At 63.0% G+C, this 18812-nt stretch carries 16 protein-coding genes and 1 tRNA gene; 8 read left to right on the forward strand and 9 right to left on the reverse strand.

Translation table 11 applies throughout. From position 1 onward, the window contains the following. Window positions 1-7 precede the first annotated feature (7 nt). Window positions 8-1000: an MBL fold metallo-hydrolase gene (locus AC1D0N_RS14455; RefSeq protein WP_477244909.1), complete on the reverse strand. Its 993-nt coding sequence runs from the start codon at window positions 998-1000 to the stop codon at window positions 8-10. Between AC1D0N_RS14455 and mce the strand changes: the two genes are divergently transcribed. From mce to AC1D0N_RS14485, 6 genes are all read left to right on the forward strand, one after another. After that, window positions 999-1403 carry a methylmalonyl-CoA epimerase gene (gene mce / locus AC1D0N_RS14460; RefSeq protein ID WP_477244911.1) on the forward strand — a complete coding sequence of 135 codons (405 nt, stop codon included), beginning with the start codon at window positions 999-1001 and terminating at the stop codon, window positions 1401-1403. The two genes, AC1D0N_RS14455 and mce, sit on opposite strands and share 2 nt — an antisense overlap. Then, a complete protein-coding gene (locus AC1D0N_RS14465; protein ID WP_477244913.1) occupies window positions 1400-1684 on the forward strand; it encodes a DUF1467 family protein in 285 nt (94 codons plus the stop codon). The genes mce and AC1D0N_RS14465 overlap by 4 nt, the downstream gene beginning before the upstream one ends. 607 nt (window positions 1685-2291) lie before the next feature. Next, entirely contained in the window at window positions 2292-3620 is a 1329-nt protein-coding gene (gene proS / locus AC1D0N_RS14470; RefSeq protein ID WP_477244915.1) for a proline--tRNA ligase, read from the forward strand. Continuing rightward, window positions 3617-4903, forward strand: coding sequence for a lipoprotein-releasing ABC transporter permease subunit (locus AC1D0N_RS14475; protein ID WP_477244917.1), 1287 nt, complete (start codon window positions 3617-3619; stop codon window positions 4901-4903). Before proS ends, AC1D0N_RS14475 begins: the two co-directional genes overlap by 4 nt. Beyond that, window positions 4900-5583, forward strand: coding sequence for an ABC transporter ATP-binding protein (locus tag AC1D0N_RS14480; RefSeq protein WP_477244919.1), 684 nt, complete (start codon window positions 4900-4902; stop codon window positions 5581-5583). Before AC1D0N_RS14475 ends, AC1D0N_RS14480 begins: the two co-directional genes overlap by 4 nt. 500 nt (window positions 5584-6083) lie before the next feature. Further along, entirely contained in the window at window positions 6084-7334 is a 1251-nt protein-coding gene (locus AC1D0N_RS14485) for a site-2 protease family protein (protein ID WP_477244921.1), read from the forward strand. A 140-nt stretch (window positions 7335-7474) separates the two neighbouring features. Here the strand turns inward: AC1D0N_RS14485 and lipB are convergent, their stop codons facing one another. After that, window positions 7475-8218: a lipoyl(octanoyl) transferase LipB gene (gene lipB / locus AC1D0N_RS14490; protein ID WP_477244923.1), complete on the reverse strand. Its 744-nt coding sequence runs from the start codon at window positions 8216-8218 to the stop codon at window positions 7475-7477. Between the two features lie 180 nt (window positions 8219-8398). Between lipB and AC1D0N_RS14495 the strand changes: the two genes are divergently transcribed. Together AC1D0N_RS14495 and AC1D0N_RS14500 are read left to right on the forward strand one after the other, a co-directional pair. After that, window positions 8399-8483 (forward strand) — tRNA-Leu (locus tag AC1D0N_RS14495). A 405-nt stretch (window positions 8484-8888) separates the two neighbouring features. Next, complete coding sequence (locus AC1D0N_RS14500) at window positions 8889-9815, forward strand: TauD/TfdA dioxygenase family protein (RefSeq protein WP_477244924.1); 927 nt, start codon at window positions 8889-8891, stop codon at window positions 9813-9815. 63 nt (window positions 9816-9878) lie between these two features. Here the strand turns inward: AC1D0N_RS14500 and AC1D0N_RS14505 are convergent, their stop codons facing one another. The 7 genes from AC1D0N_RS14505 to AC1D0N_RS14535 form a co-directional block, all read right to left on the reverse strand. Beyond that, window positions 9879-12563: a phosphoenolpyruvate carboxylase gene (locus tag AC1D0N_RS14505; protein WP_477244926.1), complete on the reverse strand. Its 2685-nt coding sequence runs from the start codon at window positions 12561-12563 to the stop codon at window positions 9879-9881. Between the two features lie 66 nt (window positions 12564-12629). Further along, the gene (locus tag AC1D0N_RS14510; RefSeq protein ID WP_477244928.1) at window positions 12630-13598 is read right to left on the reverse strand and encodes a 2-hydroxyacid dehydrogenase; all 969 of its coding nucleotides are present in this window, start codon (window positions 13596-13598) and stop codon (window positions 12630-12632) included. Window positions 13599-13690: 92 nt separating this feature from the next. Then, window positions 13691-14590, reverse strand: a complete 900-nt coding sequence (gene sucD, locus AC1D0N_RS14515; RefSeq protein ID WP_477244930.1) for a succinate--CoA ligase subunit alpha — start codon at window positions 14588-14590, stop codon at window positions 13691-13693. 14 nt (window positions 14591-14604) lie between these two features. Then, on the reverse strand, window positions 14605-15789 hold the full coding sequence (locus AC1D0N_RS14520) for a malate--CoA ligase subunit beta (protein WP_477244931.1): 1185 nt from the start codon (window positions 15787-15789) through the stop codon (window positions 14605-14607). An 18-nt stretch (window positions 15790-15807) separates the two neighbouring features. Then, window positions 15808-16770, reverse strand: coding sequence for an HpcH/HpaI aldolase/citrate lyase family protein (locus tag AC1D0N_RS14525; protein WP_477244933.1), 963 nt, complete (start codon window positions 16768-16770; stop codon window positions 15808-15810). A 14-nt stretch (window positions 16771-16784) separates the two neighbouring features. Further along, window positions 16785-17975, reverse strand: a complete 1191-nt coding sequence (locus AC1D0N_RS14530; RefSeq protein WP_477244935.1) for an aminotransferase class V-fold PLP-dependent enzyme — start codon at window positions 17973-17975, stop codon at window positions 16785-16787. A gap of 108 nt (window positions 17976-18083) precedes the next feature. Further along, the gene (locus AC1D0N_RS14535) at window positions 18084-18758 is read right to left on the reverse strand and encodes a LuxR C-terminal-related transcriptional regulator (protein WP_477244937.1); all 675 of its coding nucleotides are present in this window, start codon (window positions 18756-18758) and stop codon (window positions 18084-18086) included. Between the last annotated feature and the right edge of the window lie 54 nt (window positions 18759-18812).

Here is an 18812-nt window from a genome sequence, read left to right on the forward strand (position 1 = left end):
CAAACCGCTAGACGTTCAGCTGATAGCTGACAGGAAGCCAGCGAAAAGAGCCGTTCACCGGCACGATGTAGCCCAGACCCGGAAATGGCATGTGATGGCCAGCGATCAGCAGACGCTGCTCTGCGGCCATCTTTAGCAATCGCTTGCGGGTTTCGACGGCCCGGTTCTTGTCATCATCGAAATCAGCGTGCCATTCCGGATGCTGGATGGACACGACGTAGTGCAGGAAGGCGTCCGACCAGACGAGCAATTGCTGGCCGTCGCTTTCGACGAGAAATGCCAAGAGCCCGGGAGAGTGACCAGCTGCGTCGATGGCGGTAATACCCGGCACGACCTGATCTCCGGGCGCTATGAATGTCGCCCGGTCGGCCAGGTTGGTACAAACTTGCCTGAACAGATCGCGATTGCTCAGTCGGGCCTCGCGTACTGCATTTCCCTCGGTCCAGAAGGCGAATTCGGCAGCGCCAAATACATAACGTGCGCGTCTGAAAACGGGTTCGCCATTGCTCACAAGGCCGCCGATGTGGTCCGGGTGGCCATGGGTGATGATCACCACGTCAATGTCGTTCGGGCCGAGCCCAAGGTCTTGCAGACATTCCAGGAGCGAGCTGTCCGCGTCTCCGCATCCTGTATCAAACAGGATCTTTTCGGCACCAGTGTCGACCAGCGTCGGGATGAAACAATGCTCGTATCGATCGCGGTCGATAAAGTTCGAGACTGCGAGTTCCTGCACCGCGGTTGGCGATTGTCCGGCAGCGAAGGCCGCGGCGAGATTGTCGCGGATGTCGACCGCGTCGAGCAGGGCAGCGATCCTGAATGAGCCAAGATCGAAGCTGAAAACACGGGGGCGGACAGGATCGGGCATTGCCGTTTGTACTTCGCTGTTGTCGATTGGAACAGGCTGGCGGTTCACCGAAGTGCGACCTTGCGCGCCTCGGGAGAGGCTATTGGTATCGGCCGATTTGACGTAAGACGCCAGCATCGAAGCTGGAGGTTTCATGCTGGGACGACTGAACCATGTCGCGCTTGCCGTACCGGATCTGGCCGCGGCGATCGCTGCCTACCGCGATACGCTGGGCGCCAAGGTGACCGCGCCGCAGGCATTGCCCGAGCATGGCGTCACCGTGGTGTTCGTCGATGTCGGCAACACCAAGATCGAGTTGCTGGAGCCGCTGGGCGAGGGCTCGCCGATCGCGGCCTTCCTGAAGAAGAACCCGTCGGGCGGCATGCACCATGTGTGCTACGAGGTTGACGACATCCTGGCCGCGCGCGACAGGCTGAAGGCCGGCGGCGCCCGCGTGCTGGGCGACGGTAACCCGAAGATCGGTGCGCACGGCAAGCCGGTGCTCTTCCTGCACCCCAAGGATTTCTTCGGCACATTGGTCGAACTGGAGCAGGCATGAGCTGGATTTCGTTTGCAGCGCTGTTCTTCATCACATGGTGGCTGGTGCTGTTTGTCGTGCTTCCGTTCAGCGTGCACACGCAGGATGACGATCACGATGTGACGCTCGGTACCGTTCCCAGCGCACCGCGCGGGTCACATATGTTGCGCGCCGTGATCCGCACCACCATCGTTACGGCGATCGTCATGGGCATTTTCTACGGCCTGACTCGAGGGCTTGGTCTCAGCCTCGACCAGATCCCGCACATCATACCGGAGTTCAACCAGACACCAGCGCAATAGGGCCTGGTTCGTCCCGATGGAATCGGGGCCTACACAGGCTGACGCAAGGTCATGTGGTTTGGTAATCTTTGGCGCTAAGCAGGTGATTGCACAAAAAAAATGCAAGGCACAAGGCCTTGCAATTTAAACGCGTCCGATCTGTTTCCGGTTTCCGGCGGCAGCGAGTAACCGCGCCTAGATCGCATCCTCCCAAGACTTTGACCGCGTAGGAGAGCAGATTTTTCTCTACCCTCTCGGTTATCGGGGCACACTAGCCTAAGGCGGATGAAATTGTCACGCAGAATTTTGCCCGGAAACAGGCATTCTCGTGCTGCAGTGCACAATAGTACGGCAGGCTTTGCTTGTGAATCGATCAACAGGCCGGATGCGGCATTGTTGCGGCCCCGAGCGCCGTGCGTCCCTGAATGTGCAAAGGACGCTCCAGCACTGTGAAGCCAAGCTTCGTGCCGGTCCAAACCGGAGGTCAGCAAAGTAAAATCGATTTTTCCGATTTCGGGCCGATGCGGCAGGTCGGGTTTCCATTCCGTCACGAAATAGCTATGAAGCCGGGGCAAGCAGCCAGTGCGCGCCGATTCCGGTGCGGCTATCCTCACTCACGGACCAGTCCATGCGTTTGTCGCGCTATTTCCTGCCTATCCTCAAAGAAAATCCGCGCGAGGCCGAAATCGTCTCGCATCGGCTGATGCTGCGCGCCGGCATGATCCGCCAGCAAGGGCAAGGCAGCTTTTCCTGGCTGCCATTGGGCAAGCGGGTGCTGGACAAGGTCTGCCGGATCATTCGCGAGGAACAGGACCGCGCCGGTGCGCTGGAAATCCTGATGCCGACCATCCAGTCGGCCGAGCTGTGGCGCGAAAGCGGCCGCTATGACGATTACGGCAAGGAGATGCTGCGGATCAAGGACCGCCAGGACCGCGACATGCTCTACGGTCCGACCAACGAGGAAATGGTCACCGAGATTTTTCGCTCCTATGTCAGGTCCTACAAGGATCTGCCGCTCAATCTCTACCACATCCAGTGGAAATTCCGCGACGAGGTGCGGCCGCGTTTTGGCGTCATGCGTTCGCGCGAGTTCCTGATGAAGGACGCCTATTCCTTCGACCTCGATTATGAAGGCGCCAAGGCGGCGTACAACCGCATGTTCGTGTCCTATCTCAGGACCTTCACGCGCATGGGACTGCAGGCGATCCCGATGCGCGCCGATACCGGACCGATCGGCGGCGACCTCAGCCACGAATTCATCATCCTGGCCGATACCGGCGAGAGCCAGGTTTTCTGCCATCGCGATTATCTTTCGCTTGCTGTGCCCGGAGCGAGCACCGACTTCGCCAACGACGCCGAGATCGCCGATATCGTCAAGATTTGGACGACACCTTACGCAGCCACCGACGAGATGCATGACGAAGCGGCGTGGGAAAAGTTGGCGACAAGCGACAAGGTTTCGGCGCGCGGCATCGAGGTCGGCCATATCTTCCACTTTGGCGACAAATATTCCAAGCCGATGGGCGCCAAGGTGACCGGGCCTGACGGCAAGGACAGTTTTGTCTCGATGGGCTCCTATGGCATCGGACCGTCGCGGCTGGTCGCGGCGATCATCGAAGCCAGCCATGACGACAACGGCATCATCTGGCCGGAATCGGTGGCGCCGTTCGATGTCGGCCTGATCAACATGAAGGCCGGCGATGCCGACTGCGACCGCGTTTGCGGCGAGCTCTATGCGGCCCTCGTCGCTGCCGGCAGGGATGTGCTCTACGACGACACCGACCAGCGGCCGGGCGGCAAGTTCGCCACCGCCGACCTGATCGGCCTGCCCTGGCAGGTCATTGTCGGGCCGCGCGGCGTTGCCGCCGGTGAGATCGAGATCAAAAACCGCAGGACCGGCGAGCGCGAGACGCTGCCGATCGCGGACGTCAAGAAACGCTTCGGGATTGCTGCATGAGCGAAGCGGCAGCAGCGAAGCGCACGGTCGCCGGCCCATTCTCCATGTTCGAGCGCATGGTCGCGTGGCGCTATTTGCGGTCGCGGCGCAAGGAGACGGTGATCTCGGTCATCGCTTCGATCTCCTTCCTTGGCATCATGCTGGGCGTCGCCACGCTGATCGTGGTCATGGCTGTGATGAACGGGTTTCGCGCTGAGCTTTTGACGCGCATCCTCGGCGTCAACGGCCATCTGATCGTGCAGCCGCTCGATTCACCGCTGGAGGACTATGCTCAGGTTGCGAGCCGCATCAACGGCGTGGCAGGCGTCAAATATGCCATTCCGCTGATCGACGGGCAGGTGCTGGCGCAAGGCAATGTCGGCGGCGGCACCGGCGCGCTGGTGCGCGGCATAAGAGGTGACGATCTGGGCAAGATCGCCATCGTTGCCAACAACATCAGGCAGGGCTCGATCGCCGGCTTCGACACCGGCGAAGGAGTCGCCATCGGCAAGCGCATGGCAGAGAATCTCGGCCTGGTGCTCGGCGATACTATCACGCTGATCTCGCCGGATGGCGACGTGACACCAATCGGCACGACGCCGCGGATGAAGGGCTACCCGATCACGGCGATCTTCGAGGTCGGCATGTCGGAATATGACACGTCGATCGTCTACATGCCGTTTTCCGAAGCGCAGCTCTATTTCAACATGGACGGCCGGGCGCAGACGATCGAAATCTATGTCGACAATCCAGACGATGTCGACGCGCTGAAACCGAAGGTCGAAGAGGCGGCGCAGCGACCGATCGACATGGTCGACTGGCGCCAGCGCAACGAGACATTCTTCTCCGCCCTGCAGGTGGAGCGCAACGTCATGTTCATGATCCTGACGCTGATCGTGCTGGTGGCGGCGCTCAACATCATCTCGGGCCTGATCATGCTGGTGAAGGACAAGGGTCACGACATCGCCATCCTGCGCACCATGGGCGCGTCGCGAGGGGCCATCCTGCGCATCTTCCTGATGACGGGGGCGGCGATCGGCGTCACCGGCACGCTCGCCGGCGTCCTGCTCGGCGTTCTCATCTGCTTCAACATCGAGTCCATCCGCCAGTTCTTCTCCTGGATGACCGGCAAGGTGCTGTTCAATCCGGAGCTCTACTTCCTCAGCCAGTTGCCGGCGAAGATGGATCCGCGCGAAACGACCTATGTCGTGCTGATGGCGCTGGGGCTTTCCTTCCTGGCAACGGTGTTTCCGGCATGGCGGGCCGCCCGCCTCGATCCGGTCGAAGCCTTGAGGTACGAATGATGGCCGAGGCCATTATCGAATTGAAGAGCGTCGAGCGGCACTATGTCCAGGGGCCGCGCAAGCTCACCATCTTGAACGGTGCCGATTTTTCGCTGAAGCGCGGCGAGATGGTGGCGCTGGTGGCGCCGTCGGGCACCGGCAAGTCGACGCTGCTGCACACCGCCGGCCTGCTGGAGCGGCCCGATGCCGGCGACGTCATCCTGGCCGGACGTGCCTGCGGCCGGCTTTCCGATGAGGAACGCACGGCCATTCGCCGCAACGATGTAGGCTTCGTCTATCAGTTCCATCACCTGCTGCCGGAATTCTCGGCGCTGGAAAACATCATGATGCCGCAGCTGATCAAAGGGCTGACGCGCAAGGAAGCCGCCGAGCGGGCGGCGCAGCTGCTCGACTACATGCAGATCGGCAAGCGCGCGTCGCACCGTCCGTCCGAACTGTCCGGTGGCGAACAGCAGCGCGTCGCCATTGCGCGCGCCGTCGCCAATGCGCCACTGGTGCTGCTGGCCGACGAGCCGACCGGCAACCTCGATCCGGTCACCGCTTCCTATGTCTTCGAAGCGCTTGAGGCGTTGGTCAGGCAGTCGGGCCTTGCGGCACTGATCGCCACCCACAATCACGAGCTTGCATCGCGCATGGATCGGCGCGTGACGCTGGCCGACGGCAAGGTGGTGCCGCTTTAGTAGGGCACGGCGATACTCAGGTGAGGCCGGCCTGCGAAAGGCGGCTTCCCGCGCTTCCGGTACTCATGTACCCAAAAGTACACTCCGTTCCGGTTCTCGGAATCCACCATTCTCGACTCGGCCTGACCTGAGTCTCGACGTGCCCTGGTCGGCGCTTGATGACCGGGCATTCGCCGCGTCAACCTTTCCTTAACCCTGAGAAATTGATCGCCGTCGATTCCGGAAATGCCCGGGATTGCGGTCGTTGACATTCGAACAAAATTAGAACAAAATATGAACATAGCAACAACAGGAGTGAGTTATGGCCGATCTGGTTCAGGACGTCGTTTCGCTGGTGTGCATGAGTGCGTTTCTCGTTTCCATGGCGATGTGGATCGGCGCCATGTGAGGATCTGCGGTTTCGCCGCAGTGTTTTGAGGCGGGCAGGAGGGCGTTGTGTCGTTAAGCTTTTCTTGCCGCCATGACGCTAGGGTGCCTCTGCAAGACAGGGAGCAACGCCGGTGTCGCCGATCGTGACGGCCATCCTCGTGGCCAGCAATCTCGGGCTGATCTTTCTGCTGATGACCGCGCCGCTCGGTATGCGCACGATCAGGCTCAGCCGGCTGGTGTCAGCGGACCGGCAGCGTCTGTGGCAGGCGCTGTGGCCGTTTGGCAGCGATGCCGGCTGGTCGGGCGAGATCCTGTCGGCCGAGGCGCTGGACGGGCAGGGCGTGGCTCGCATCATACTGTCCTGGGAAGGCCGCGATGGCCAGCCGATCGAGCGCAGGTCGCAGTTCGAAGATGTTGTCGAAGGCAGTCGTTTTTCGATGCGGGTCATCGAGGATACCGCGCTCGATGCTTCATTCTGGAAGGACTTTTGCGAGACCACCGAACTCGTCTCGGAGGGCAGCAGCACGCGGGTGAGCCTCAGCCAGACCGATCGTTATCGTGGCATCGCCTTCCTGGTTTTCCGCTACTTCGCCATGCGTCGCGAACTCGGCAAGCTTGAGATCTGGGCCAGGACCGGACAATACCGCAAAGGCGGCTGGTTCGAGCACCCGCTCAGCCAGGTCGGCTTTGCCGTTCTTTCGGCGTTCCTGCTGTGGCCGTTCTTCGGGCTCAATCTTGGCGGCCTGGCGCTGGCGTCGATCCTGACCTCGGTAGTGGCCCTGCATGAGCTTGGCCACATGGCAGCCTTCCGGCTGGCGGGGCATCACCAGGCGCGGATGATCTTCATCCCGCTGCTCGGCGGCATCGCCATTGGCGGGCGGCCCTATGACAGCCGTTTCGAAGTGGCCTTCGTGGCGCTGATGGGCGCCGGCTTTTCCGCTTTCCTGGTGCCGCTGCTGATCGCCGCCAGCGTGTTCGCAGGCGGCGAGGGGCATCGGCTCGCCGCTGGATTGCTGGCGACGCTTGCCGGCTGTTCCGCCCTGTTCAACATCGCCAATCTGGTACCTGTCTGGAAGTTCGATGGCGGCCAGGTGCTGCGCCAGATTTGCCCGGGCCCGATCGCCTTGGCGCTGGCGTCGTTTTCCCTGCTCTCCGCCTTGCTGGCAGTTGGTTGGCTGGCCGGCTTTTCCCAAGGCTTTCTGCTGGTGGCGGGTGCTGTCTTTTCGATCCTCAGCCTGCTGACCATGGGCAGCGCGGTAAAACCGCGCCACGAGCTGAAGCCGATCCGCACCTTCGACCGTTTCGCCATGGCCGGTGCACTGCTGGCAGTGTTCGCCATTCACGGCTACGGCCTGCTGTGGGCCTCAGCGCGCCTCCTCTAGGCTGTGCCGATATTCAGGTGAGGCCGGCCTGCAAATGGCAGCTTCCGTACCCAAAAGTACGCTCCGCTCCGGTTCTCGGTATCAGCCATTTTCGACTCGGCCTGACCTGAATCTCGACACATCCTAACCCGGATAAGAATTTAGCCTGCCTTGCGGGTTGCCTCGACCGGCGGAGTTGCAGCCGGACCGAACACATCCTCAAAGGCGGACTTCAGCGCCAGGTCGAGGTCGGCCATGGTCACGGGCAGGCCTAGGTCGACAAGGCTGGTGACGCCGTGATCCGAAACACCGCATGGCACGATGCCGCTGAAATGGCCGAGATCCGGCTCGACATTGATGGCAATGCCGTGGAAGCTCACCCAGCGCCTGAGCCTGATGCCGATGGCGGCGATCTTGTCCTCGGCCGGCGATCCGTCGGGCAGGGAAGGGCGATTTGGCCGCACAACCCAGACGCCGACGCGGTCCTCACGGCGTTCACCGCGCACATTGAAGGCGGCGAGCGTGCCGATGATCCATTGTTCGAGTGCCGCGACGAAAGCGCGGACGTCCTCGCGCCGCCGCTTGAGGTCGAGCATCACATAGGCGACCCGCTGGCCCGGCCCATGATAGGTGTATTCACCGCCGCGCCCGGCAGCAAACACGGGGAAACGGTCGGGCTCGATCAGGTCCTCGACGTGGGCGCTTGTGCCGGCCGTGTAGAGCGGCGGATGCTCGACCAGCCAGACCATCTCGCCGGCAGCGCCGGTTCTGATCGCATCGGCGCGCGCCTCCATCACCGCGAGCGCTTCGGGGTAGGTGGTCAAGCCGGGCTCGATCCGCCATTCGACCGGCGCGGAACCGGGCAAGGGCAGGAACGACGTGGCGATCTGGCTGCGTTCTGGCATGGCGTATCTCTTGCTGTCCCTCATATGGCGGCAATCGATCAAAACGTCCAGTTCCGGGCGCGGTCCAGGCCTTTGCAGACTTATGCCAAATCCCCGGCGATTATTGCGCTGCGCGCCCTTGTTTCGCCGGAAACGATTTGCTACACGCCGCGAGCCGGTTCGTTCCGGCTCCTACCACGTGCGGTCGTGGCGGAATTGGTAGACGCGCAGCGTTGAGGTCGCTGTGGGGCAACCCGTGGAAGTTCGAGTCTTCTCGACCGCACCATATCTGCTCTCGATTTGTTGTCCTTAACGACAAGGCGATCGAGCCCGCCGCTATCCAGGGCCTGCAACCAGTGTCGTCCCGGCGGGAGATGCATTCTCGTATAGCGCAGTCCGTCCGTCCTGAAACGGCCTCTCACCCTGTTGAAAAGCTTCCCTATAGCCCTCGCTGGCAAAGCCGGCACGATTTGGCGCCTGCCATTGCCGGCGCGCTCCATGCCGCCGATAGCTCCCAAATCAATCCAAGCAGATGGCATTTTTCTCCCAGCTGCAGATCTTTGAAATACTCTTTCTATGGAATTTGTAGAATTATGTTTGGATAGGATCTCGGTACTGGTCGCCAAGTTCTGACGAGGCCTTCGCCTCCTCGGCAAAGTTGCGCCAGCGATTTTAGAGAATGGAGGTTCCCATGACCAAACTCGTAGAGCAGATAATCCCGGAAGCCGATATTGTCCCGCTGACGGGACGTGTCGGCGCCGAGATCAGGAACATACGGCTTTCCGGCGACCTGCCGCAGCAGACGGTGGCGGCGATCAACCAGATCCTGTTGCGGCACAAGGTGGTGTTCTTCCGCGATCAGGCGCATCTCGACGATGTTGGGCAGGAGCGCTTCGCCCATCGTCTCGGCGACCTGGTGCCGCATCCGACCCAAGGTCCCATCAAGGGAACGGCGTCCATTCTCGAGCTCGATTCAAGCCGTGGCGGCGGTCGTGCCGATCAATGGCATACCGACGTCACCTTCGTCGACGCCTATCCGAAATTCTCCGTTCTGCGCGGCGTCGTCATACCGCCGGCCGGCGGCGACACCATCTGGTCGAACACCGCCGCGGCCTACCAGGACCTGCCCGCGCCGTTGAAGCTGCTGGCGGACAATCTCTGGGCGGTTCACAGCAATGCCTACGACTACGCCGCGGTCCGGCCGCGCGCGAGCGCTGCCGAAAAGAAGCATTTCGAGGAGGTCTTCACCTCGACGGTCTACGAGACCGAGCATCCCGTCGTCCGCGTCCATCCGGAAACAGGCGAGCGCACGCTGCTGCTCGGCAATTTCGTGCAACGGCTGGTCGGTCTCTCCAAAAGCGATTCGGCGCGGCTCTACGAGGTGTTCCAGTCCTATGTCACCGCGCCGGAGAACACCGTCCGCTGGCGCTGGAAGGCCGGCGACGTGGCGATCTGGGACAACCGGGCGACCCAGCACTACGCGGTCAACGACTATGGCGATCAGCACCGGGTGGTGCGTCGCGCCACCGTCGACGGCGACGTTCCGATCAGCGTCGACGGTCGCCGCAGCGCCACCCGCACCAAGGTCGCGAAGCCCGCGACCGACAAGGCCGCCTGAGCGCGGTCGAACCTAGGGAGCCGCTGTAGCGCTGGGCGATGACGAGACAGCTCGGCAACGAGCCTATCCCGTCCATCCAAGGCCAGCCGAGATGCAATTGATCGATACGAGCAAAGCGTCGGTCGCGCGTTTTTGATCGACTGTCCCGGTATTGGCACGAACTTCACGCAGCAGGTCGACCTGCAGCCGGTGAATGTCGTCCATCTGTCGCCGCAGATTGTCGAAACGCCGCTTGAACATAGGAAAGCGCGAGGATAGATCGCCTCCCGTGAGGTCACCGATCAGGCGTCGCGTCAGCTCGTATTCCGCGACGATGCGGGCGTAGATTCTTGCCGCGGCATCGCTGTCGGACACCAGGCCGGCGTAGAGCCGCGCGATCTCCATGTCTGACTGGTAAAGCGTCTTCTCGGCCTCGTCGATGATCAGGCGGAAGAAGCGCGAGTGCTCGAACATGCGGGCCAAAAGGTCGCGCCCGGCCTCGCCGCGCACCGCGACGAAAGAGCTGAGCGCGCTGCCGATGCCATACCAGCCGGTCAGCAGATGACGGTTCTGGCTCCAGGCAAACACCCAGGGGATGGCGCGCAGGTCGGCAATGCCGCTGGCGCCGAAACGGCGATCCGGCCTTGAGCCCATTTTCAGGAGCGCCAGTTCCGCGACCGGACTTGCCTGGTTGAAATAATCGAGAAAGCCGGGCTCGGCCATCAACCTGGCATAGGATGCCTGCGACATGCCTGCCAGGGCTTCCAGCGCCTCGTCGAACTCCGGCGTTTCCTTCGGCTCGACATCACCGGGCGATCCGACACTGTGGGCCAGCACGCCGGCGGCGAGAACCTCGAGCTGGTGGAGGCCGGTGCCGCGATTGGCGAATTTCGACGATACGACCTCGCCTTGCTCCGTCACCCGCATGGACCCGGTGACAGTGCCTTGCGGCTGTGCCGCGATCGCCCGGCCGGTCGGCGCGCCGCCGCGGCTGACCGAGCCGCCGCGACCGTGAAAGAAACTGATCCTGACCTTATGCTTGCGCCCCACGGCAGCGAGGCGCTTTTGCGCTTTTGCCAGTTCCCAATTGGACGCCAGGAAACCGCCGTCCTTGTTGGAATCCGAATAGCCGAGCATGATTTCCTGGCGCGCGCGAAAATCCCGCACCGTCCGCCTCACCAGCGAAATGCCGAGCAAATCATTCAGAATGGCAGGGGCGGCCTGCAGATCGGCGATGGTCTCGAACAAGGGCACGACCCGCAGCCTGATTGTGCCGCCGCCACCGGGCGCGGTTGAAAGTCCGCAATATTGCGCCAGCAGATAGACAGCGAGCAGATCGTCGACGGAGCGGGTCATGCTGAGAATGAACGAGCCGACGGCGTCGGCATCCGAAGTGGAGATGTGCTTGGCGATGACGGAGAATGTCGAAAGCAGTTCAGCCGCTTCAGGCGAGAGCCGGCCAGCGTCGATCTCCAGCCGCTCGCCCTGGCTGAGGCCTAAGCGAATGCGCGCCGACCATTGCGGAGTGCCGGCCGCGACGGGATCGGCGGGATTTGTCAGCGCAAACAGTTCAGCCAGCACCCGGTTGACGACCGTGGAGTTCTGCCTGACGTCGAGCGAGACGGTGCGGAAGCCGAAGCTTGCGACTTGCCAAAGCAGAGGCTGGACAAAGCGCTTGGCGACAGCGCGCCCTCCGATCGCGTCGAGAACACAAGACAGCCCGTTCAGATCGGCACAAAATGCCTCCGCCGAGAGATACGCCGCCGCACCGCCACCTCGCGTGGCCTCCAGCCGGGCATACAAGGCCGATGCGAACTGGCGAAGCGGTTCGTCAGGGTTGCGGGCGGCGATCACTTGCGCCTCTCCGCTTCTATCAAGCGCCGTCTGCAGCACCGGCGTGAAGCTGGCCGGCAGGTCGATGACGTTCGAACTGGCGCTGAGCACCGTCACCAGCCGCTGAACCTGCGTCAGATACCAGCCTATGGCGGTATTGCGGTATTCGGCCATGGCATGGTTGGTGACCGCAGCCGTTACATTTGGATTGCCATCGCGGTCGCCGCCAATCCACGAGGCATAGCGCATAAAGGGGGGAATTCTGATCGGCTTTCCCGGATAATGACGCTCGAAGGCGCCCTCGAGCTTGCCATAGAGCTGCGGCGTTGCCTCGAAGATGACCTCGCGAAAGAAATGCAGGCCCCAGGCGACTTCGCGTTCGACCGTCGGGCGCTCCAGTCGCAGTTCGCCCGTCATCCATAGAAGCTCGATCTCGCTTTTCAGATCGGCGACCAACAGGTCGCGTTCGCGCGGCGCCCAGCGCGGCTGGTCGAGCTCGGTCAGCTTGCGATAGATACGGCGGTGGATCTCCAGCACCGTGACGCGTTTGGCCTCCGTCGGGTGCGCGGTCATGGTCGGACCGACGCAAAGCTCATCGAGCGCCGCCTGGACTTCGTCCGCTGACTGACCGTTCGCTGCCATCTGCGCGATCACGCTCGCGAAGGACCCGGGCACTTCGTCGACACCCGCGCCTTGTTCGAGTTCGCGACGCGCGCGCATGGCAAGCAACTCGTCGGCAATCGCCAGCAACTGGAACCATACGCCGCTCGCCTGAAGCGCCGGGATGCGCTGCTCCGCGGCAAGCGAGACAAGCGACCTACGTCCGCTCAGAACGGCGGCGATCTCGGGCTCACGCGCGCTTGCGACGTGAAGCAGCAGGCGCAACAAAAGGCTGCGCTCGTCCTCACGAAAGTTGATGCGTCTGCTCTGTTCCAAAGCCGCTTCCTCGTCCGCATCGATTGCAATTGCAGCCGCGCCCTGGAGCGAGACCGGCGCCGGCTGTCAGGCGACCCGGTCGGGGACCGGACGACCCTCGAAGAAGGCGGTCAGGTTCTCCACCACCTTCATGCCCATCGCCACCCGCGTTTCCTCGGTCGCACTGCCGAGATGCGGCAAAAGCACGACGTTCTCCAGCTGTTTCAGCGCCTCCGGAACGGCCGGCTCTTCGGCAAAGACGTCGAGACCCGCGCCGGCGATCTCGCGCCTTTGCAGCGCACCGATCAGGGCATCCTGATCGACGACGTCGCCGCGCGCCGTGTTGATGAGGAACGCGCCACGTTTCATCAACCGCAGGCTGCGAGCATCGATGAGATGGCGGTTTTCCGCGCCGCCCGGACAGTGCAGCGAGACGAAGTCGGATGCTGTGAGCAGCCCTTCCAGAGTCTGCATCTGCACTGCGCCCATGGCGCGCGTCTCGTCATCATCGATGGGCGACCGGTTGAAGAACACGATCTTCATGCCGAAGCCGAAATGCGCGCGCCTGGCCGTCGCTTTGCCGATGCGCCCCATGCCGACAATGCCCAAGGTCTTGCCCGACACCTTGGCGCCGGCCATGTGGGTCGGCGACCAGCCACGCCACTGTCCGGCCCGCAGTTGCCGCTCGCCCTCACCGGTCCGGCGCGCGACAGCCAAGATCAGGCTGAGGGCGAGGTCGGCGGTGCAATCGGTCAGCACACCCGGCGTGTTGGTCACCACGATGTCGCGGTCGCGCGCCGCCGCGACATCGATATGGCTGAAGCCAACGCCGAAATTGGCGATGATCCGGGTGCGGGCCTCGCTGTCGGGAAACACCTGGGAAGGCAAGCGGTCGCTGACCGTTGCCAGGATCGCGTCAAAATCCGCGAAGGCCGATGTCATTGCGGCAGGGCTCAGCGGCGTATCGCTGGTGTTGAGCGTCGTGTCGAAGCGCTCGGCGAGGATCGCTTCGACGGGGGCCGGCCATCTGCGGGTGACAATCAAACGCGGTTTCATCTGATATCCTGCCAATCGGAGGACGGCGATGCTTGCGCCGACCCGAAACAGATTTCACATCTTGCTGTATGCGGCGTTCGCAGGTCGGCGGCTCACGCCGCCTTCTTCGCTTGCGCCAGCGTGTCCGCCACGACTTCGCCGAAGGACGACGGCGTCGGCACGATGACGACGCCGGCCTCCTTCAGGATTTCGACCTTCTCCTGCGCCGACTCGCCGAAGGCCGAGATGATCGCGCCGGCATGGCCCATGCGGCGGCCTTTCGGGGCGGACAGTCCGGCGATGTAGGCGATCAGGGGCTTGCGCATATTGTCGCGCGCCCAGAGCGCGGCTTCGGCTTCCTGCGGCCCGCCGATCTCGCCGATCATGACCACGGCGTCGGTGTCGTCGTCTTGCTCGAACAGCTTCAGAATGTCCTTGAAGGACGAGCCGTTGATCGGATCGCCACCGATGCCAACACTGGTCGAGACGCCGATGCCGAGCGCTTTCATCTGCGAGGCCGCCTCGTAGCCGAGCGTGCCGGAGCGCCCGACAATGCCGACGCGGCCGGGCAGGTAGATGCTGCCGGGCATGATGCCCATGAGGGCCTGTCCGGGCGTGATCATGCCGGCGCAGTTCGGCCCGATCAGCCGCATGCGATCCTCGAAGCGGTAGCGGCGCATGTAGCGCTTGACCTGCATCATGTCCTGCGAAGGGATGCCGTCGGTGATGCAGATGCAGAGCTTTATGCCGGCATCCGCTGCTTCCATGATCGAGTCGGCGGCAAAGGGCGGCGGCACGAAGACGATGCTGGCTTCGGCGCGGGTTTCGCGCACCGCGCCCTTGACGGTGTTGAAGACGGGCAGGCCGAGATGCGTCTGCCCGCCCTTGCCGGGCGTCACGCCGCCGACAAGCTTGGTGCCATAGCGCTTCATGTCCTCGGCATGGAAGCTGCCGATCTTGCCGGTGAAGCCCTGGACGATGACGCGGGTGCTGCGGTTGAGCAGGATTGCCATTTTTTCGACCTCCCTCAGGCTGCTTTTTTCTTGGTGGCCGCGCGCCAGGCGGCGACGGCTTTTTCGGCGGCTTCGGCCAGCGTGTCGGCGACGATCACCGCCTCGCCGGAATCGGCCAGGATGCGACGTCCTTCCTCGACCTTGGTGCCGGCGAGCCGCACCACCAATGGCACGTTGACGCCGACTTCGCGGATCGCCTTGACGACACCCTCGGCGACCCAGTCGCAGCGATTGATGCCGGCGAAGATGTTGACCAGGATGGTCTCGACATTCTTGTCGCCAAGCACAGCGCGGAACGATTTCGCAACCCGCTCGGGCGAGGCGCCGCCGCCGATGTCGAGGAAGTTGGCGGGCTCGCCGCCGGCGATCTTGATCATGTCCATCGTCGCCATGGCGAGGCCGGCGCCATTGATGATGCAGCCGATATTGCCGTCGAGGCCGACATAGGAGAGGCCACGGTCGCTGGCGAAGGTTTCGCGCGCGTCTTCCTGGCTCTTGTCGCGCAATTCGGAGATTTCGGGCCGGCGAAACAGCGCGTTCTCGTCGAACGACATCTTGGCGTCGAGTGCGACGAGGTTGCCGTCGCGGGTCACCACCAGCGGATTGATCTCCAGCATCGAGGCGTCGTAGTCGCGGAACACCTGGTAGCAGCCGAGGATGGTTTCGGTCGCCTTGCCGATCAGGTTCTGGTCGAGGCCGAGCCCGAACGCGATCTCGCGCGCCTGAAACCGCTGCATGCCGACACCGGGATCGACCGTGGTGCGGATGATGGAATCCGGAGCCCTTTCGACGATGTCCTCGATCTCGATGCCGCCGGCAGCCGAGGCCACGATCATCACGCGCTCCTCCTTCCGGTCGAGCACGAAGCCGACATAGAGTTCCTGCGCGATGTCGACGGCTTCCTCGAGGTAGAGCCGCGAAATCAGCTTGCCGCGTGGACCGGTCTGCTGGGTCACCAGCTTGCGGCCGAGCATGGCCTCGGCGGCTTCCGCGATCTCCTCGTCATTGGCGCACAGCTTGATGCCGCCGGCCTTGCCGCGCGCGCCGGAGTGAACCTGCGCCTTGACGACCCATTTGCCGCCGCCGATTTCGCGGGCGCGGTAGGTCGCCTGCTCCGGGCTGTAGGCGAGGCCGCCGCGCGGGATGTGGACCCCGTGGCGGGCGAGCAGTTCCTTGGCCTGATATTCGTGAATGTCCATTCTATCCTCCCCGGATCATCAATGCGCGGCAGCGCGCGGTTGACCGGCGCGTTCGATTGCCTCGTTCACCACCAACACGTTGCGCGCCATGCGTTCCGACGCCGCGTCGATCATCTTGCCGTCAAGCGCCGCCGCTCCCTTGCCCTGCGCCTCAGCCTCTTTGAGCACTTCGAGGATGCGCCTGGCCCGCGTCACGTCCTTTTCCGGCGGCGAGAAGACCTCATTGGCAAGCGCGATCTGCGAGGGATGGATGGCCCACTTGCCTTCGATGCCAAGAGCTGCCGCGCGCCTGGCGCCGGCGATGTAGCCTTCCGGATCGGAGAAATCGCCGAACGGTCCGTCGATGGCGCGCAGGCCGTAGGCCCGGCAGGCGACGGTCATCCGTGACAGGGCGAAATGCCACTGGTCGCCGGGGTAATCGGGATTGAGGCCGCCAATGTTGACGGTGCGCGCCTTGTTGCTGGCGGCATAGTCGGCGACGCCGAAATGCATCGCTTCCAGCCGCCCCGGAAACGCTGCGATCGCCTCGACATTGGCCATGCCGAGCGCGGTCTCGATCAGCGCTTCCAGCCCGACACGGGTCTTGTAGCCCTTGGCCATCTCGATCTGGTTGACCATCGCCTCGACCATATAGAGATCGGCCGGGACGCCGACCTTCGGCACCAGGATCGTATCCAGCCGGTCACCGGCCTGTTCCATCACGTCGACCACGTCGCGATACATGTAATGCGTGTCGAGGCCATTGATACGCACCGAGACGGTCTTGCCCTTGGCGTGCCAGTCGATGTCGTTGAGCGCCTGGATGATGTTCTTGCGGGCCCGCTCCTTGTCGGGCGGGGCGACCGCGTCCTCGATGTCGAGAAAGATGAAGTCGGCGGCGCTGTTCGCCGCCTTGTCGATCATCTCCGGGCTTGAGCCGGGAACGGCCAGTTCGCTGCGCTGCAGCCGGAGTTTTCTGAGGTGGTTGATTGTGTGGCTCATGGTGCGCTCCGGGATCAGGCGGCTTCGGCGATGGCGGATTGCTGCGAGCGGCGGAAATGCGCGATCGCTGCGCCGACGCCGGAGCCCGGTGCCAGCTTGACGCCGCAGTCGAGCAGCGCCAGTTCGGCGGCGGAAAGCGAGGCCAGCACCATCACCTCGTTCAGCCAGCCGAGATGGCCAATGCGGAAGACCTTGCCGAACACCTTGTTGAGGCCGCCACCGAGCGAGGTCTGATAGGTCTGGTAGGCGCGCTTGACGACATCGCCGCTATCGATGCCCTCAGGCACCAGGATGGCGCTGACCGTGTCTGAATGCCATTTCGGCGCTTTTGCGCAGAGTTTCAGCCCCCAGACGTCGACCGCCTTGCGCACGCCTTCGGCGAGGCGATGGTGACGGGCGAAGATGTTGTCCAGCCCTTCCTCGGCGATGAGGTCGAGCGAGGCGCGCAGGCCGCGCAGCAGCTGCGTCGCCGGCGTGTAGGGGAAGTAGCCGGCGTCGTTGGCGCGGATCATGTCCTCGAAGGAGAAGAAGCAGCGCCGGTGGGTCGCCGTCCTCGAGGCTACGAGCGCCTTCTTGCTTACGGAGAGGAAACCGAGGCCGGCGGGCAGCATGAAACCCTTTTGCGAGCCGCTGACCGCGCAGTCGACGCCCCACTCCTCCTGGCGGAAGTCGATCGAGCCGATCGACGACACGCCGTCGACGAAAAGCAGGGCTGGGTGGCTTGCGTCATCGAGTATGGCGCGGCAGCCGGCGACGTCGCTGGTGACGCCGGTGGCGGTCTCGTTCTGCGTGCAGAAGACCGCCTTGATGCGATGCGCCTTGTCCGCCTTCAGCTTCTCGGCGTAGAGCTCGAGCGGAACACCTGTTCCCCACTCGCAGTCGATCGCATCGACCTCGAAGCCGAGACGCTCGGCCATGTCGATCCACAGATGCGAGAACTGGCCAAAGCGCGACATCAGCACCCGGTCGCCGGGGCTGAGCACGTTGGTCATCGCTGCTTCCCAGGCGCCGGTGCCAGAGGAGGGGTAGATGAAGACGCGGCCGGTCTCGTTCTTGAAGACCTTCTTGATGTCCTCGAACAGCGGCAGGGTGAGATCGGGGAATGACCCGGCGCGCATGTCCTCCATCGGCAGGTTCATCGCCTGCCGGACCCGCTCCGGAATGTTGGTGGGTCCTGGAATGAAAAGATGGGTGAACCCGGCCATATGCGATCTCCTCCGATGCCTAGGGATTGTGGAGGAAGTGTCGTTTGGACGGCGTGTCGCAACAACACCTTGCCGGGTAAGTATTCGCGGCGCGCGGGTAGGTTCGTCCTACCCGGTCGGCCTACCCGAAAGGGGACGCCGCTTCTCGCTCGAATATAGCGCGACCGCCATCGCCCGGTTGCGAACGGCAAGCTTGTCGTAGAGATTTTTCAGGTGGTACTTCACTGTATTCTCGGAGATGCCGGTGCGGGTCGCGATCTGAAGGTTGGTCCAACCGTCGGAAAGCACCGCCAGCAGTTCCCGTTCCCGAACCGTGAGCTGCGCCAACGGCGTGTCGTTGACCTTGTTGATGTCGATGTAAGGGATGCAGATGCGGCCATGCGCGACCGCCAGGATCGTCTCGAAAATGATCGGCGGGTCGTCGAACTGAAAACAGTAGCCATGCGCGCCGAGGCGCACGCACTGCTTCAGGATGCCGATATCGTGGTCGTTGGAAAAGACCGTGATGCGCACATTGAGCTTGCGGCTCTGGATCTCGGCAAGGACATCGGCGCCGTCCATGTCGGCGAGTTTCCAGCCGATGACGGCGACGTCGAATTCGCCTGCCATTGCCAGTTCGAGGAAATGCCTGCCGCTTTGCACGCAGGCCAAAAGCTCGAAGCGCCCGTCGCATTCCAGCATTTCGCGCATCGCCGACACAACGAGCGGATTGCGCTCGGCGACGACGACGCGAACGCGTTGTCCTGCGATTGTCTCATTCGTTCTCTGTGACTTTACGGTCAAGGGCTTCCGGTTATCTTGGCCACATTACGGGCACAGGCGGATGCGGTGGTTTTC

This window comes from Mesorhizobium sp. P2_E10 (assembly GCF_056404235.1).

Excerpts from the sequence above, each read along its gene's own strand:
- mce (WP_477244911.1), top strand. The coding sequence starts at position 999 with ATGCTGGGACGACTGAACCATGTCGCGCTTGCCGTACCGGATCTGGCC.
- AC1D0N_RS14455 (WP_477244909.1), bottom strand. The coding sequence starts at position 1,000 with ATGAAACCTCCAGCTTCGATGCTGGCGTCTTACGTCAAATCGGCCGAT.
- AC1D0N_RS14465 (WP_477244913.1), top strand. The coding sequence starts at position 1,400 with ATGAGCTGGATTTCGTTTGCAGCGCTGTTCTTCATCACATGGTGGCTG.
- proS (WP_477244915.1), top strand. The coding sequence starts at position 2,292 with ATGCGTTTGTCGCGCTATTTCCTGCCTATCCTCAAAGAAAATCCGCGC.
- AC1D0N_RS14475 (WP_477244917.1), top strand. The coding sequence starts at position 3,617 with ATGAGCGAAGCGGCAGCAGCGAAGCGCACGGTCGCCGGCCCATTCTCC.
- AC1D0N_RS14480 (WP_477244919.1), top strand. The coding sequence starts at position 4,900 with ATGATGGCCGAGGCCATTATCGAATTGAAGAGCGTCGAGCGGCACTAT.
- lipB (WP_477244923.1), bottom strand. The coding sequence starts at position 8,218 with ATGCCAGAACGCAGCCAGATCGCCACGTCGTTCCTGCCCTTGCCCGGT.
- AC1D0N_RS14500 (WP_477244924.1), top strand. The coding sequence starts at position 8,889 with ATGACCAAACTCGTAGAGCAGATAATCCCGGAAGCCGATATTGTCCCG.
- AC1D0N_RS14510 (WP_477244928.1), bottom strand. The coding sequence starts at position 13,598 with ATGAAACCGCGTTTGATTGTCACCCGCAGATGGCCGGCCCCCGTCGAA.
- sucD (WP_477244930.1), bottom strand. The coding sequence starts at position 14,590 with ATGGCAATCCTGCTCAACCGCAGCACCCGCGTCATCGTCCAGGGCTTC.
- AC1D0N_RS14520 (WP_477244931.1), bottom strand. The coding sequence starts at position 15,789 with ATGGACATTCACGAATATCAGGCCAAGGAACTGCTCGCCCGCCACGGG.
- AC1D0N_RS14525 (WP_477244933.1), bottom strand. The coding sequence starts at position 16,770 with ATGAGCCACACAATCAACCACCTCAGAAAACTCCGGCTGCAGCGCAGC.
- AC1D0N_RS14530 (WP_477244935.1), bottom strand. The coding sequence starts at position 17,975 with ATGGCCGGGTTCACCCATCTTTTCATTCCAGGACCCACCAACATTCCG.